Here is a 13935-nt window from a genome sequence, read left to right as displayed (position 1 = left end):
CGTGCGCACCAGGTTCTTGCATGAATTAATGACGGTGCGCACGGCGCACCCTACGCCTGGCACGGCGCTGGTGCAGTGAGGCGGGCGAAGCTGGCGGCCAGATCATCACCCAATTCGCCGGCTGGGCCCTGGGCGACCAGACGGCTGCGGTTGAGAATCAGCAGGTCGTCCTGGCTGTCGATCTCATCGAGCAGGTGGGTGGTCCACAGCACCGCCAGTTGCTGCTCACTGCACAGCGTGCGCACATGCTGGTTCAGCGCCAGGCGGCTGGCCGGGTCGAGGCCGGCGCTGGCTTCATCGAGCAGCAGCAGGCGTGGCCGGTGCAGCAGGGCACGGGCAATCTCGACGCGGCGGCGGTGGCCGCCATTCAGCGCGCGGATCTTCTCGTGGCGGCGTTCGCCGAGCTGTTGGCGGGCCAGTTCCTCGTCGATGCGCGCCCCGGCTTCGCGTTTGCTCAGACCATGCAGCGCCGCGTGGTAGGCGAGGTTCTGCTGCACCGACAGGTCCAGGTCCAGGGTGCTCTGCTGGAACACCACACCCAGCTGGCGTAGGGCCTGACGCGGCTCGCGGCGCAGGCTGTGGCCGAAGATGTGGATGTCGCCGTGTTGCAGGTCGTAGAGCCGGGTGAGCAGGGCGATCAGCGTCGACTTGCCCGCACCGTTAGGCCCTAGCAGTGCGCTGAAGCTGCCCGCCGCGACATTGAAGCTGACCTCCTGCAACGCCTGGCGTGGGCCGTAGGCGAAGCTCACGCCCTGTACCTGGAGTGCACTCATGGCGTGACAACCACGCCCCAAGGGTAGCGACCGACCTTGATCGACTTGGTCACCTTGAGGCTGTCGACATCAATCACCGACACATCACCGCTGACCCCGTTGGTGGTCAGCAGGCGTTTCTGATCTGGAGTGAACGCCATATGCCAGACGCGGCGTCCGACCAGCAGGTAATCGAGCACCTCATAGGTTTTGGCATCGACCACGGCCACATGATTGGCCGGGCCGAGGGCGACAAAGGCGTACTTGCCATCGTCGCTCAGCTTGACCCCGACCGGCTGGACTTTGTCCGGGTGCACGCCCTTGATCTGGAAGGTCAGCACCTTCTCGATCTGCCGGCTGGCCACATCGATCACGCTGACCGTGCCGCCGATCTCGGCTGAAGCCCACAGGCGTTTGCCGGTCTTGTCGAATTCGACATGGCGGGGGCGTTGATCGACCAGGGTGTTGTCCACCAACTGCTGGGTGCTGGTGTCGATCCAGTGCAGCATGTTGGTGGTTTCGCTGGTGTTGACCGCCCATTTGCCATCGGGGCTGACGGCCATGCCTTCCGGCTCGACGCCGACATCAATCTGCGCCAGCACCTCGTCGCTCTGGGTGTCGACCACGGTCACCAGCGCATCGTCTTCGTTGGAGATGTACAGCCAGCGGTCGTTGGGGTGCAGGGCGAACTGCTCGGGGTCGGCTCCAGAAGGCAGCTCCTTGACGATGGTGCGGGTGGCCAGGTCCATCACCTGTACCCGGTCCGAGTCGCTGGCGCAGATGTACAGCAGCTTGTTGTCGGAAGACAGCAGCAGGCCGCGCGGGCGCATGCCCACCTCAAGGATGGCGGTGACCTCAAGGCTGTCCAGGTCGATCACGCTGATGCTGTCGTCTTTCTCGTTGGACACATAGGCGGTGGCCGCCAGGGCGGTGTGGCTGGCCAGGCCAAGGGCAATGGCGCAGGCAAGGTGAGTCAGGCGCATGGGGTTGATCCTCTTGTTGTTTTGGGCTGCAAGTTGTGTGGGTGGTGCGCGCGGCGCACCCTACGGTTCTACGCGCGGTAGGGTGCGCCGCGCGCACCATCAATTACTGTTGCCTGCCAGATCGCAGCTCACTTCCGGCCGGTCATAGCCGAGGCTGTCCATTTCGTTGTTGGGGTGCAGAAAACCATCCTGTGGCGAGGTGCTGACCAGCGCGCGCGGCTGTACCAACGGGATTGGTTGGCGCAGTTCGCCGTTCCACGGGCGGAAGCTCAGCTTGCGACCCTTGAAACCATCGAGCGGCAGCTGCTCGCTCAAGGCCAGGGTGCGGATTGCCTGGGCGTCGTTCTGGCGCAGTTTGGTCACCGCGGCGGCAATGCTGCGCACGGCCATCCAGGCGGCGAAATCGCGGTCGTTCATCCAGCGCTGGGCGTGGGCCTCGAAGCGTTTCTGCAACTGCGCGGCACCGAAGGTTTCCACTGTCTTGTGCCAGGCAGTCGGGGTCAGGCCCTGGGTGCCGGCCACCGGGCGCGGGTACCAGGTGTTGTAGGGCAGGTACTCGCCGAAGTCGCCACGCTCGTCGGCCACCAGCACCACATCGTATTCCGCCGTCTGGGTGAACAGCGGCATTTCCGCCTGGGCGCTGCGGCGCTGGTCGTTGTCGAAGCTCCAGGCCTTTTCCGCGACGATGCGATGGCCGAAGCGTTTGGCCGCGCGCTTGAGTGCGGCGGCGTAGGCGATATCGTCCTCGGTGCTGCCGGTCACCAGCAGCCAGCGCGTCCATTTGCGCACGGCGAGAAACTGCGCCAAGGCATCGGCGAGCATGGCGCGGCTGGGCAGGGTGTGCAGCACATTGTTCAGGCACTGGCTGTGGCGCAGGCTGTCGTCGGCGCTGCCGGCATTGAGCAGCAGGCTGTCGGGCAGCGCCTGGCTGAGTTGGCGCAGGGTTGCTGCCGGCGCATTGACCACGAACAGGCGCAGGCCCTGTGCGTGCAGTTCACGGGCTGCAGCCAGCAGGCTGTCGTTGTCGCCGCGTTCGGCTACGTCGAGCTGGTAACTGTGCTTGAGAAAACGCCCAGTGCTGTTGCTGTCGACAATCGCCAGCTCGGCCCCGCGCAGGCCGGTATCGGCCGGCTCGGGGATGACGTTGGACAGCACCGGGCCGGTTGCCGGGGTGTAACCCAGGTAAGCGATACGCACCTGCAACTCGGTGGCCGGCGGGTTGGCCAGGACGGGTTCGCTCATGCCGAGCAGGGCGGCGGCGCAGAGCATGAGGGGGTGGCTGATCCGACGCATGGGCAACTCCTGGATAGGTGTTGCCAGCATAGGAACAGCCCGGTATTCGGGAAATATGCCCAAAGTACCAGTACGCCAGTACCAAGGTAGTAAGTCGGCGGGTGCGTCAGCGTTTTAGGATGATCCCATCCCATAAAACAAGAACAGGTACCCTCCATGAGCACGCTCAAAACACTCGCCCTGGCGCTGATTCTGCTGAGCAGCCTGATCGGTTTTGACAACATTTATGCGGCCGGCGACCTGACCCGTCGCACCGAGAAATTGCCGGATCTGCTGCTGGGCAGTGAGGCCAGCGACTACAGCCTGTCGCAGAGCGAATACCAGCTGGAAACTGGCAAGGCCTATCAGCTGAAGATCATCGCCAGCGGGCTGAAGGAGTACGCCTTCCAGGCCCCCGAGTTCGCCACCTCGATCTACCTGCGCAAGGTCGAAGCCGGTGGTGTCGAGATCAAGGCCATCACCCTTACCGAACTGGAGTTTGAGGAAGCCGGTGAGGCGGAGATCTTCTTCGTGCCGATCAAGCCCGGCACGTTCCGTTTCTATGCCAAGGGCCTGGAAGGCAAGGGCATGCTCGGTCACTTCGTGGTCAAGTAACGTGTCCGTTCTATGGCGCATCTACCTGCTGGTGACGCTGTTTTTTGCACTGGTCACGGTGCTGGGCCTGGCGTTGCTGCTGCGCCAGGCCCGCGAGGATGTACAGCGTGAGGTGCAGGCTGCCGAGGCGGTGGTCGAGTACCTGTACGAAGCGGCTCAGCGTGACCCGGCCAGCCTGCACAGCGGGCTGACCGGCAACCTGCGGCATGTGCGGGTGCAGTGGCTACCAGCACCTGCCGCCGTGCCACAGTTGTCGCTTGAACAATGGCTGGGGCAGCGTCTGTTCCCGCAGCAACACCGCCCGCGTGTGGTGCAACTGGCCGATGGCCGACAGTTGCAGATTGCCGTCGATCCGGCGGATGAAATCGATGAAGTCTGGGATTCGCTTCTGCAACTGCTGTTGCTCTGCCTGCTGGCGCTGTTGATCAGCCTGGTGGCGATTCGCTGGGCCGTGCACCGTGGCCTGCGCGTGCTGGATGAGTTGCTATGCGGTCTGCAACAGGTGACTCAGGGCCAGTTCGATGCGCGTCTGCCGGCGCACAGCCTGCCAGAGGCACGGCAACTGGCCGGGCATTTCAATGCCATGGCCACCACCCTGCAACAGGTGCAGGCCGACAATACCGAACTGACTCAAGCGCTGATGGCGTTGCAAGAGCGCGAGCGCACCCGTCTTGGGCAGACCCTGCATGACGACCTCGGCCAGTACCTCAGCGGTATCCGTGCCCAGGCCTGCCTGCTGCAAGCGGTGGCCGCTCAGCCCGAGCAGGTGCGCCTGACCGCCCAGCATCTGGACAACCACTGCCAGCGCTTGCAGGACGGTTTTCGCGCCTTGATCCGTGATCTCTACCCGGTGGTACTGGAGCGCCTTGAACTGGACGAGGCGCTGCAACTGCTCGCTGATAACTGGCAGGCCGCACAGCGCGTGCAGTGCCAGGTTTCGCTCAGCCGCCGGCTGCCAAGTTTGCCACTGCCGACCAAGGCGCATCTGTACCGGCTGGTGCAGGAGGCCCTGACCAACGTCGCCAGGCACGCCCAGGCCAGCGAAGTGCGCGTGCGCCTGCATTATCAGGGGCAGCGTTTGCGTCTGTTTATTCGTGACAATGGTTGTGGTGCGCAACTGCCGCAGCGTCCCGGCATCGGCCTGCGCTCGATCCACGAGCGGGCGCGCAGCCTGGGTGCCGTACTGCGCGTACACAGCCGTCCTCAAGCGGGGTGGGCACTGTGCCTGACCCTGATAGTGCCGGAGCCTGAGCTATGAAGATTCTGCTGGTCGATGATCATGCGGTGGTCCGTCAGGGCTATGCCAGCCTGCTGCGGGCCTTGTTGCCAGAGGTGCAGGTGCGCGAGGCCTGCGATGGCGAACAGGCCCTGCAGATGGTTCAGGAGGAAATCCCCAACCTGGTCATCATGGATATTGGCCTGCCGGGGATCAGCGGGCTGGAAACCACTCGGCGGCTGCGGCAGCGCCTGCCGCAACTGCGGGTGCTGTTCTTCAGCATGCACGATGAACTGCCTTTGGTGCGCCAGGCCCTGGAAGCCGGTGCGCTGGGCTACCTGACCAAGACCTCCTCACCTGAGGTGCTGGTTGAAGCGGTTAAACGCACCCTGGCCGGGCATGCCTATATCGAGCAGAGCCTGGCCACGCACCTGGCCTGTAATCCTCAGGGGGAGGGCAGCAGTGACCCGCGCCTGCGCGGCATGACTCAGCGCGAGTTCGAGATATTCGTGATGCTGGCCAAAGGCATGCCCAGCCGGCAGATTGCCGAGCGGCTGTGCATCAGCGGCAAGACCGTGTCCAACTACCTGACCTTGCTCAAGAGCAAACTGCAGGTCAGCTCTCAGGCCGAGCTGGTGCATCTGGCCATCGATACCGGGGTCATCCGCCTGGGCCTGGAAAGCGCCTGAGAACCTGTTCACGATCTGCTGCGCGTCGGCGCTACTGCGTTAAAAACAAGCTCGGCCTGCTCATTTACAACTCGTAAACTCCGCGTGATTCGCTGCGCTCACCCTGCGGGCCAGCCGTTGTCTGTTACTCCGCTGCGCTGCGTTTCTCGCTTGTTTTGACCAGCCGGAGGCTGTTACTAACGTAGCGCCTTGTATCGCTCTAGCTCGCGAGATCGTGAACAGGTTCTGAGCAGTTTTTCTAGATGAAATAATAGGTAGCCCGGCTGAACTCCTCGGAGTGCAGCCGGGCTACGGCTTTGTGCTGTGTAGAGGTTCGCGGGCATGGCCCGCTCCTACAGAGGAAGGGGGGTTGTAGGGGGGTAGCGTGGGGTTATTCCCAGCCATCGGGGCAGGCGGTGCAGCCTTCCATATTGGCACCCTGGAAGTTGCCATAGTGGGTGCGCGTGCCGCTTAGGTCGGCGTTGGCGAGGTTGGAGCCGGAGAGTTTGACCTCTTGCAGGTTGGCATCCTGGAGATCGGCGCCCTTGAGGTCGGCCTTGCTTAGCCAGGTCATTTCCAGATTGGCCGCTTGCAGGTTGGCATTGTGCAGCTTGGCTGCAGACAGGCGAGCGAATTCCAGGTTGGCGGCGCGCATATCGGCTTGATTGAACTTTGCCGCCTGTGCATACATGGCCCAGCCGTTGATGGCCACCAGGGTGCTGTTGCTGAAGTCGGCCAGGCGCAACTGGCTTTGTTGCAGGCTGGCACGGGTCAGGTTGGCACCTTGCAGGTTGGCTTTTTCCAGATTGGCCAGGTCCAGGCGGCTATGGCGTAAATCGGCACCACGCAGGTCGGCACCTTCCAGGTTCATGCGGCGCATGTCCTGGTTGCTCAGGTTGGCACCTTGCAGGTTGGCGTTGGGGCATTGGCTGTCGGCTTCGATGCGGCAGCCGTTGACGGTGAGCACCTCATCGGCGTTGACCAGTTCGGTACCCAGAGTCAGCAGTACGACAGGCAGAAGCAGAGGCAGGTAATTCATGGCGAGTCCTCGGGTGGGGTGCGCCGTGCGCACCACGGGAGCAACGCAGGTGGTTGCTTGGAAGCGCGAAAGTGGATGCGCATGGCGCACCCTAGGGTGCGCCATGCGAGTTGCGATCAGCGTTGTGCGGTCTTGTTATCCCAGCTTGGCAGCTTGAATACCCAGAACGAGCCGCCTTGCGCGACCGGCTTGGTCAGCTCGGCCATGTCGCCACCCCACAGCGGTACTGCGCCGCCGTAACCGGTGGTTACGCCGATGTACTGCTCGCCATCCTGTTCCCAGGTGATGGGCGGGGAGATGATTCCGGTGCCGGTCTGGAACTTCCACAGCTCCTTGCCGTTCTTCGCGTCGAAGGCCTTGAAGTAGCCGTCGCCGGTGCCGGTGAACACCAGGTTGCCCTTGGTCGCCAGTACGCCGGCCCACAGTGGCAGTTTTTCCTTGTGCTCCCAAACGACCTTGCCGGTGGTCGGGTTCATCGCACGCAGGATACCGACGTGGTCTTCATACAGACGCTTGATGCGGAAACCCATGCCCAGGTAAGCGGAGCCAGCCTTGTAGTTGGCTTCCTCGGCCCAGTAGTCCTCTTTCCAGTGGTTGGCCGGAACGTAGAACAGGCCGGTGTCCTGGCTATAGGCCATCGGGTTCCAGTTTTTGCCGCCGAGAAATGGCGGCGACACTTCTACCGATTTGCCTTTGGCTTCACCTGGCTCCGGTTTTGGTGGGCGCTGGCCTTCGTTTTCAACCGGGCGACCGGTTTTCAGGTCGATGTGGCTGGCCCAGGTGATCTTGTCGACGAAGGGGAAGGCGTTCTGCAGCTTGCCGTTGGCACGGTCGACCACATAGAAGAAACCGTTGCGGTCGGCGTGGGCGGTGGCTTTGACGGTTTTACCGGCCTTGTCCTTGTAGTCGAACAGCACCAGTTCGTTGTTGCCGGAGAAGTCCCAGGCATCGTTCGGGGTGTGCTGGTAGAACCACTTCACTTCACCGGTAGTCGGGTCTACGCCAACCTGGCCGGAGGTGTAGAGGCTGTCGTAATCCTTCGGATCACCACCGTCGGAGGTGCGTGCCCAACCGTTCCATGGAGCCGGGTTGCCAGCGCCGATGATGATGGTGTTGGTTTCCGCGTCGAAGCTGGCGCTCTGCCACGGTGCACCACCGCCTTGGCTCCAAGCGGCCTTTTTGCCGGTTGGGTGGTTGGGATCATCCGGCCAGCTCGGTGCTTTCACGTCGCCAGTCGGGGTGCTGTCTTTGCCGTTCAGGCGGCCCATGTGGCCTTCGACGAACGGACGCATCCAGACTTCTTCACCGGTGTCCGGGTCGCGGGCAAACAGCTTGCCGACTACGCCGAATTCGTCACCGGAGCTGCCGTGGATCAGCAGGGTCTTGCCGCTCTTCTGGTCTTTCACCAGGGTTGGTGCGCCAGTCATGGTGTAGCCGACGGCGTGGTCACCGAACTTCTTGTTCCACACCACCTTGCCGGTGTCTTTGTTCAGCGCCACGACGCGGGCGTCGAGGGTGCCGAAGTAGATCTTGTCGCCATAGATGGCCGCGCCGCGGTTGACCACGTCGCAGCACGGACGAATGTTGTCCGGCAGGCGATGGTTGTAGGTCCACAGGCGTTTGCCGGTTTTTGCGTCGAGGGCGAATACCCGCGAGTAGGAGCCGGTGACGTAGATCACGCCGTCATGGACGATGGCCTGGGATTCCTGGCCGCGCTGCTTTTCGTCACCGAAGGAGAAGGACCAAGCTGGCGTCAGTTTGAACACGTTCTGGTCGTTGACCTGGGCCAGCGGGCTCCAGCGTTGGGCGTTGGTGCCCATGCCGTACTGCAGCACGTTGTTGGTGGTGGTGTGGTCGTTGGCGATGTCGTCCCAGGTGACATTCTTGGCCAGGGCGCTGCCACTCAAGGCCAGGCCACCGGCCAGCAGCAGGCTGTGGACGGCAAGTGCCACGGGGCGCGGCATGCTGGGTAACGATCTTGTTGTCATGGTTGTGGTTTCCCATCGTGGTGGTGAAGGTTGCAGGTCCTGTGCTGTTGGCGACCTGGCGAGCCGATAGTGGAACCACGGGGGTTGCGCCGAAACGGAAAAACTCCCGCCTGCGCCGGGAAGAATGCCCAAACCGGACATGACTTAGCCTTGCTGCCAAAGCCACCTGTCATGGGGTCGCAAGCTCTACTACCAAGGGACTAGTCGCGGGCCACCAAAGCAGCATTCGGCGGGCGCGGCGCTGTTTCTAAGATGCTCGCAAGCAAGCTCCGTACGAGCTGTGTGCGTGCATTCGATGAGGCCTTGAACATGACAATTAAAAAGAACACCGGTTTTGCTCTGCTGCTGTTGGCCTTCTCGGCCAACCTCTGGGCGCATGGTGATGTGGTGCCGCAGGCGGTAAAGACCGAAGGTCTGGAGCCGCTGGGTGAAGAATGGCGTGATGAGAACCCCTACCGGGGCAACCCGCGCGCCATCGAGATTGGCTCTTCGGCCTACAACCAGAACTGTGCGGCGTGCCATGGCCTGGAAGCCAAGTCCGGCGGTATCGCCCCGGACCTGCGCCTGCTCGAAGCCGGCATCAGCGGCGATGAGTGGTTCAAGGAGCGGGTGATCAACGGCGCCGTGCGTGATGGTCGTGTGTATATGCCGAAAATGGCCGACTACCTCAGCCAGGAAGCGCTGTGGGCCGTGCGCAGTTACCTGGAGAGCGTGGCCATCGAGGAGTAATCGGCATGGCTCGGCGACTGGCGTGGCTGGGGCTGTGGTGTTCTGTACTGCTGGCGGTCTGTATGCCGCTGCAGGCGCAGGTGCGCAGCTATGACTCGATTGTCGAGTCCGGTGTGCTCAAGGTGGCGCTGTATCAGGATTTCGCGCCTTACAGCTTTCAGCAGGACGGGAAATCCCGTGGCGTCGACTATGAGGTCGCCGAGGCTTTGGCCGCAGGTCTGGGACTCAGGCTTGAGGTGATCTGGGCACCGCCGGGCGAGAAGCTCGACGATGACCTGCGTGATTACATCTGGCGCGGGCATTACCTGCGCCCGCATGAGCTGGCGGATGTGATGCTGCGCGTGCCTTATGACCGCGAGTTTTCCTACAAGAGCAACGAGTTCGGCGAGCTGGTCAACGAACTGGTGGTGATGTTCGGCCCGTATCAGCGTGAGCGCTGGCAGGTGGCATTCGACCGCCGCCGGCTGGACGCGGTGCCCAGTGTGGCGGTGTTTCAGCGCCACCCCATTGGTGTCGAGGTGGAAAGCGTGCCGTCCTTTTATCTGTCATCGGTGAAAGACGGCATGCTCAGCCAGCAGACCCATCACTACAGCAATGTTCAGCAAGCGTTCGCGGCGATGAAAGCCGGTGAAGTGGATGCGGTGATGGCGCTGCGCGGCGAGGTCGACTGGCAGCTCAAACTGGCGGCTGACGAGCAACTGGCGCTGGCCGAGAACGCTTACCCGGACATGGGCAAGCAGGTCTGGGACATCGGCATGGCGGTGCATGAAAGCAATCGGCAATTGGCCTATGCCCTGGAAGAAAAGCTCGAAGAGCTGATTCTCGCCGGGGAGCTCAAGCGTATCTATGGCCACTACGGTCTGCGTTATGAGTTGCCGGGGTTGTACCAGGAGGTTGAGTAGGGCTGCAGGTCAACGGCACCGGGAGGTGTGGGATGGAACTGGATTGGCGTTCATTTCTACTGCTGGCGCTGTTTGCCGTGCCCTGGGACAGCTGGGGCAGCCAGCGCGACCCGGTCACATCGGTGATGTGGGACTACTACCACGAGCGTCTGCTGGGCGGCGAAGCCTTTGTTTTCGATGAGCGGGTCAAGCTCAGCGCGCCGCCGTTTGCCGAGGACGCGCGGCAGGTGCCGATTCAGATCGACGCCAGTGCCTTCGACGGTCAGGTGGTGCGCATGCTGGCCTGGGCCGAACTCAATCCGATTCCACAGATCTTCGATTTCCAGCCGGGTGAGCAGGTGCTGCCACGGCTGGCCATCCGCATTCGGGTCGAGCAGGCCACGCCGCTGCGGGTGGCGGTACTGACCCGTGACGGGCTCTGGCATGTCGGTTCGACGCAAATCGATGCTGCCGGTGGCGGCTGCACAGCCCCCAGTGTGGTGCGCGCCCAGGCCGGTTGGGAGGAGCATCTGGGTGAAGTGCTCGGCAAGCGCTTTGTCCTGGCTGATGCCAACCGCCTTCGCGTGCAGGTGGCCCACCCGATGGACAACGGCCTGGTCGGCGGTATTCCGGAATTTTTTCTCAACCAGGCGCAGTTGCGTGATCGCAGCGGCAACACCCTGGCCAGCCTCGAACTGTTTCCCGCCGTCAGCGAAAACCCGACCATCAGCCTCGATGTAAAGGGCAACGTCGAGACCGAGCTATGGTTGCGTGACAACAACGGCAATGAATTCAAAGCCGAACTCTGAAAGCCACAAGGACCTGCCATGATCAAAGTCAGCGTGCTGTACCCCAATACTCCCGGTGTGCGTTTCGACATGACCTATTACTGCGAGCAGCATATGGCGATCGTGCGCGAATGCCTGGGCAGCGCGTGCCAAGGCATTGCCGTGGACGCTGGCCTGGCCAGCGCCACGCCCGGTGAGGCCGCGCCCTATATCGCCATGGGGCATCTGTATTTCGACAGCGTGGCGGTGTTCGAGCAGAGCTTTGCCCCGCACGCGGCACGGATCATGGGCGATCTGCCGAACTTTACCGACAGCCAGCCGCTGGTGCAGATCAGCGAGGTCCGCCTCGCGCCCTAAATGGCGGTTCTGCCCTGGGCAGCCCAGCACGGCGCTGCCCGTCTTATCGCGAGGTGCTTATGCGCTGGATACTCATACTGGCGGCGCTGGCCAGCGCCTGCGTGCACGCCAATCCGCTCGCCTACGACCTACAGCCCCGGCAGATTGCCGATGGCGTGTGGCTGTTTGAAGGCAGCACGGACAACTTCTCCCAGGCCAATGGCGGCAATATCGTCAACACCGGGTTTATCGTCACCGATAAAGGCGTTGTGGTGATCGACAGCGGGCCGTCGCGGCGTTACGGCGAGGTGATGCGCCAAGCGATTGCCCGCGTCACTGACAAGCCGCTGCTCAAGGTCATGCTGACCCATCATCATCCCGACCATGTGCTGGGCAATCAGGCCTTCAGCGATGTGCCGATTGCCGCCTTGCCCGGCACCACCGCGTTGCTGGTAGAGCAGGGCGATACCATGGCGGAGAACATGTACCGCCTGGTGGGCGACTGGATGCGCGGCACCGAAGTGCTGCTGCCCACTGAGAGCCTTGAGCCGGGAATGCTTGAGGTAGGCGGGCGGACGCTGCAACTGCTGGCCCTGAGCGGCCACACCGGGGCTGATCTGGCGATTCTCGATGTGCAGAGCGGCGTGCTGTTTGCCGGTGATCTGGTGTTTTATCAACGTGCCCTGACCACACCCGGCACACCGAGCCTGGCCACCTGGCTGGCGGATCTCGACCAGCTGCAGCACCTGCCCTGGAAGCAGATCGTGCCCGGCCATGGCCCGCTGGCCAGCGATGCTGCGCCCTTTGCCCAGATGCGTGATTACCTCGGCTGGCTGGACGGCGTCATGCGCAGCGGTGCCGAGCAGGGCGCGGAAATGAATGAACTGATCCGCACCGCCATCCCGGAACGCTTTGCCGGCGTAAACCTCAGCCGTTATGAGCTGATCCGCAGCGTCAGTCATCTCTACCCGCGTTATGAGCAGGCCGCGATGCAGCGGGTGGATCGCTAAGAAAAACTGCGATACCCAGATGCGGTGGCTCTATACCACGAGTGTGGTACGTCTGTATTTATCGACACAGACGTGAGGTGCTCTTGCTTCGTAGGGTGCGCCGTGCGCACAAGTCATTACTCGTCTAATTGGGGGTATGTCCGCGCAGACGTTGAATCCCGGTGCGCGCAGCGCACCCTACGGGTTGTCCCTGGCAACACATGATTGGCTTAGCGCAGCTGCAATTCCTCGCCGCGCTCCTGCTGCCACTCATCCTGGCTCGGCGCGGCCTGGTCGCCGTCCATATGGTGGATGATGTCGAAGTAGTGCTGCTTGAACGGGTCGAGCATCACGTCGTCACGCTTGCGTACCCGTACCGCATAGATGCTCTGCACGTTCTGATGGTCGAAGGCGCGCCACTGCTGCTGCCCCTTGAGCAACTGGTAACTGTGGTCTTCCAGGGTGCTGATCAGCCGTTCGCTGTCCAGGCTTTGCGTGCGCTGCACGGCATCGGCCCATTGCTTGACGATGGAGTAGGCGGAGGCGCTGGTGCTGCCGGGGTACTCCTGATAATCGCTGATATAGCGCTCAACGAATTGCTGGCCCTGGGCGATGTTGTCCTGGCTGGGCAGGTTCCAGGTCCAGGCTTCGGTGCCGATCACGCCCTCCATCACCAGCGGCCCGGCCTGCTGCACCACGCTCTTGGTCAGGTTGGGCACGATGATCTGCGTACGTTGCTTGAGGCCCATGTTGTGCACCATGCGCATGCTGCGCTGCAGGTTCTCGCCGAGCAGCACCAGCACGAGGATATCCGCCTCGCTGCGGGCCGCTTTATTGAGCGCCGCCAGGTACTGCTCACGGCGCACCAGACCGCTGGGTAGCGCAGTACGGCCGTGGCGTGCACGGTCGGTGCTGTTGGTGGCCAGGCGCAGGGCGTTTTCCATGCTGCGGCCCCAGGCGTCATCGACAATGATGTAGTGATAGCGCTGGCGTGGCATATGCCAGGACAGGTATTCGCCGAGCACCCGTGCACTCATCCAGGCGCTGTTGGACTCCCGGAACAGATAGCGATGGCCGGCCTGGCCGGTCACTTCATTGGCATAGCTCAGGGTGGCGAAATACAGCAGGCCGCGCTCGCGGGCGCGTTGCCCGGCGGCTATCGCCTCTTCGCTGGTGGCGCCGCCAAACACCATGCGCGCGTCCTGGTTGGCGAAGTAATCGACATTGCTGACGGCCTTGTCGGCCTGTGAGCTGGTGTTTTTGCTGAGCAGCTCCAGCGGTTTGCCGAGCACGCCACCTGCCTTGTTGATTTCGTCCACGGCCAGCAGCGCGCCACGGCGCAGCTCCAGACCTTCATCCTTGTAATTGCCGGTACGTGGGTAGTTGAGGCCGATCTTGATGGGCTCGGCCTGGGCAAGGTTGCCCAGGCCTGCCAGCAGCAGGCAGCTCAACAACAGGTGGCTGAGTGGGGTGGTGCGGCCCATATGGCTTGCTCCTTAGCGTGGGGGAGTAGCTTTCTAACGGCTGGGCCGGGGGCTGGGTATGCTCTTTTCAGGGGGCAGGGCTAGCACTTAAGTCGGCCAGGCCATGTGCCGGTACGGTGTGGGTGCACATCCGGGCGGGAAAATTGCCTGCGTGGCAGCTGCGTCAGGCAGCGATAAAACGGGCGGTATTGCTAC

At 62.7% G+C, this 13935-nt stretch carries 14 protein-coding genes; 8 read left to right on the top strand and 6 right to left on the bottom strand.

Features of this window, described 5'->3' with window-relative positions; genetic code table 11:
- Window positions 1–50: 50 nt before the first annotated feature.
- The 3 genes from ACSQ17_RS01605 to ACSQ17_RS01595 form a co-directional block, all read right to left on the bottom strand.
- Entirely contained in the window at window positions 51–773 is a 723-nt protein-coding gene (locus ACSQ17_RS01605; protein ID WP_436067309.1) for an ABC transporter ATP-binding protein, read from the bottom strand.
- Window positions 770–1735, bottom strand: a complete 966-nt coding sequence (locus ACSQ17_RS01600; RefSeq protein WP_436067308.1) for a YVTN family beta-propeller repeat protein — start codon at window positions 1733–1735, stop codon at window positions 770–772. Before ACSQ17_RS01600 ends, ACSQ17_RS01605 begins: the two co-directional genes overlap by 4 nt.
- A gap of 99 nt (window positions 1736–1834) precedes the next feature.
- Window positions 1835–3028 (bottom strand): ABC transporter substrate-binding protein, encoded by a 1194-nt coding sequence (locus ACSQ17_RS01595; RefSeq protein ID WP_436067307.1) that lies wholly within the window; start codon window positions 3026–3028, stop codon window positions 1835–1837.
- Between the two features lie 156 nt (window positions 3029–3184).
- Between ACSQ17_RS01595 and ACSQ17_RS01590 the strand changes: the two genes are divergently transcribed.
- From ACSQ17_RS01590 to ACSQ17_RS01580, 3 genes are read left to right on the top strand one after another with little or no spacing between them, the layout of a single operon-like run.
- Window positions 3185–3622 carry a copper-binding protein gene (locus tag ACSQ17_RS01590; protein WP_090252799.1) on the top strand — a complete coding sequence of 146 codons (438 nt, stop codon included), beginning with the start codon at window positions 3185–3187 and terminating at the stop codon, window positions 3620–3622.
- A 1-nt stretch (window position 3623) separates the two neighbouring features.
- Window positions 3624–4880 carry a HAMP domain-containing sensor histidine kinase gene (locus tag ACSQ17_RS01585; RefSeq protein ID WP_090252801.1) on the top strand — a complete coding sequence of 419 codons (1257 nt, stop codon included), beginning with the start codon at window positions 3624–3626 and terminating at the stop codon, window positions 4878–4880.
- On the top strand, window positions 4877–5527 hold the full coding sequence (locus ACSQ17_RS01580; RefSeq protein ID WP_436067306.1) for a response regulator transcription factor: 651 nt from the start codon (window positions 4877–4879) through the stop codon (window positions 5525–5527). Before ACSQ17_RS01585 ends, ACSQ17_RS01580 begins: the two co-directional genes overlap by 4 nt.
- A gap of 370 nt (window positions 5528–5897) precedes the next feature.
- On the opposite strand, the gene ACSQ17_RS01575 is transcribed toward ACSQ17_RS01580, so the two are convergent.
- Window positions 5898–6545 (bottom strand): pentapeptide repeat-containing protein, encoded by a 648-nt coding sequence (locus ACSQ17_RS01575; protein WP_436067305.1) that lies wholly within the window; start codon window positions 6543–6545, stop codon window positions 5898–5900.
- 116 nt (window positions 6546–6661) lie between these two features.
- On the bottom strand, window positions 6662–8533 hold the full coding sequence (exaA, locus tag ACSQ17_RS01570) for a quinoprotein ethanol dehydrogenase (RefSeq protein WP_436067304.1): 1872 nt from the start codon (window positions 8531–8533) through the stop codon (window positions 6662–6664).
- Between the two features lie 309 nt (window positions 8534–8842).
- Between exaA and pedF the strand changes: the two genes are divergently transcribed.
- The 5 genes from pedF (at window position 8843) to ACSQ17_RS01545 (ending at window position 12277) form a co-directional block, all read left to right on the top strand.
- A complete protein-coding gene (pedF, locus tag ACSQ17_RS01565) occupies window positions 8843–9262 on the top strand; it encodes a cytochrome c-550 PedF (RefSeq protein ID WP_436067303.1) in 420 nt (139 codons plus the stop codon).
- A gap of 62 nt (window positions 9263–9324) precedes the next feature.
- Window positions 9325–10164 (top strand): substrate-binding periplasmic protein, encoded by an 840-nt coding sequence (locus ACSQ17_RS01560; protein ID WP_436070409.1) that lies wholly within the window; start codon window positions 9325–9327, stop codon window positions 10162–10164.
- Window positions 10165–10202: 38 nt separating this feature from the next.
- Entirely contained in the window at window positions 10203–10952 is a 750-nt protein-coding gene (locus ACSQ17_RS01555) for a quinoprotein dehydrogenase-associated SoxYZ-like carrier (RefSeq protein ID WP_090254090.1), read from the top strand.
- 18 nt (window positions 10953–10970) lie between these two features.
- The gene (locus ACSQ17_RS01550) at window positions 10971–11288 is read left to right on the top strand and encodes an EthD family reductase (RefSeq protein WP_090252814.1); all 318 of its coding nucleotides are present in this window, start codon (window positions 10971–10973) and stop codon (window positions 11286–11288) included.
- Window positions 11289–11347: 59 nt separating this feature from the next.
- Window positions 11348–12277, top strand: coding sequence for a quinoprotein relay system zinc metallohydrolase 1 (locus ACSQ17_RS01545; RefSeq protein ID WP_090252817.1), 930 nt, complete (start codon window positions 11348–11350; stop codon window positions 12275–12277).
- A 209-nt stretch (window positions 12278–12486) separates the two neighbouring features.
- Here ACSQ17_RS01545 and ACSQ17_RS01540 read toward each other — a convergent pair whose 3' ends face one another.
- Window positions 12487–13740 (bottom strand): ABC transporter substrate-binding protein, encoded by a 1254-nt coding sequence (locus ACSQ17_RS01540; protein ID WP_436067302.1) that lies wholly within the window; start codon window positions 13738–13740, stop codon window positions 12487–12489.
- Window positions 13741–13935 lie beyond the last annotated feature (195 nt).

Origin of the sequence: Pseudomonas sp. LjRoot71 (assembly GCF_964253255.1) — a bacterium.
In the GTDB taxonomy this organism is placed as follows: domain Bacteria; phylum Pseudomonadota; class Gammaproteobacteria; order Pseudomonadales; family Pseudomonadaceae; genus Aquipseudomonas.
Note: the sequence above shows the minus strand (reverse complement) of the source record. Positions and strands in the feature narration are given on the sequence as shown.

Excerpts from the sequence above, each read along its gene's own strand:
- ACSQ17_RS01605 (WP_436067309.1), bottom strand. The coding sequence starts at position 773 with ATGAGTGCACTCCAGGTACAGGGCGTGAGCTTCGCCTACGGCCCACGC.
- ACSQ17_RS01600 (WP_436067308.1), bottom strand. The coding sequence starts at position 1,735 with ATGCGCCTGACTCACCTTGCCTGCGCCATTGCCCTTGGCCTGGCCAGC.
- ACSQ17_RS01595 (WP_436067307.1), bottom strand. The coding sequence starts at position 3,028 with ATGCGTCGGATCAGCCACCCCCTCATGCTCTGCGCCGCCGCCCTGCTC.
- ACSQ17_RS01590 (WP_090252799.1), top strand. The coding sequence starts at position 3,185 with ATGAGCACGCTCAAAACACTCGCCCTGGCGCTGATTCTGCTGAGCAGC.
- ACSQ17_RS01580 (WP_436067306.1), top strand. The coding sequence starts at position 4,877 with ATGAAGATTCTGCTGGTCGATGATCATGCGGTGGTCCGTCAGGGCTAT.
- ACSQ17_RS01575 (WP_436067305.1), bottom strand. The coding sequence starts at position 6,545 with ATGAATTACCTGCCTCTGCTTCTGCCTGTCGTACTGCTGACTCTGGGT.
- exaA (WP_436067304.1), bottom strand. The coding sequence starts at position 8,533 with ATGACAACAAGATCGTTACCCAGCATGCCGCGCCCCGTGGCACTTGCC.
- pedF (WP_436067303.1), top strand. The coding sequence starts at position 8,843 with ATGACAATTAAAAAGAACACCGGTTTTGCTCTGCTGCTGTTGGCCTTC.
- ACSQ17_RS01560 (WP_436070409.1), top strand. The coding sequence starts at position 9,325 with ATGCCGCTGCAGGCGCAGGTGCGCAGCTATGACTCGATTGTCGAGTCC.
- ACSQ17_RS01550 (WP_090252814.1), top strand. The coding sequence starts at position 10,971 with ATGATCAAAGTCAGCGTGCTGTACCCCAATACTCCCGGTGTGCGTTTC.
- ACSQ17_RS01545 (WP_090252817.1), top strand. The coding sequence starts at position 11,348 with ATGCGCTGGATACTCATACTGGCGGCGCTGGCCAGCGCCTGCGTGCAC.
- ACSQ17_RS01540 (WP_436067302.1), bottom strand. The coding sequence starts at position 13,740 with ATGGGCCGCACCACCCCACTCAGCCACCTGTTGTTGAGCTGCCTGCTG.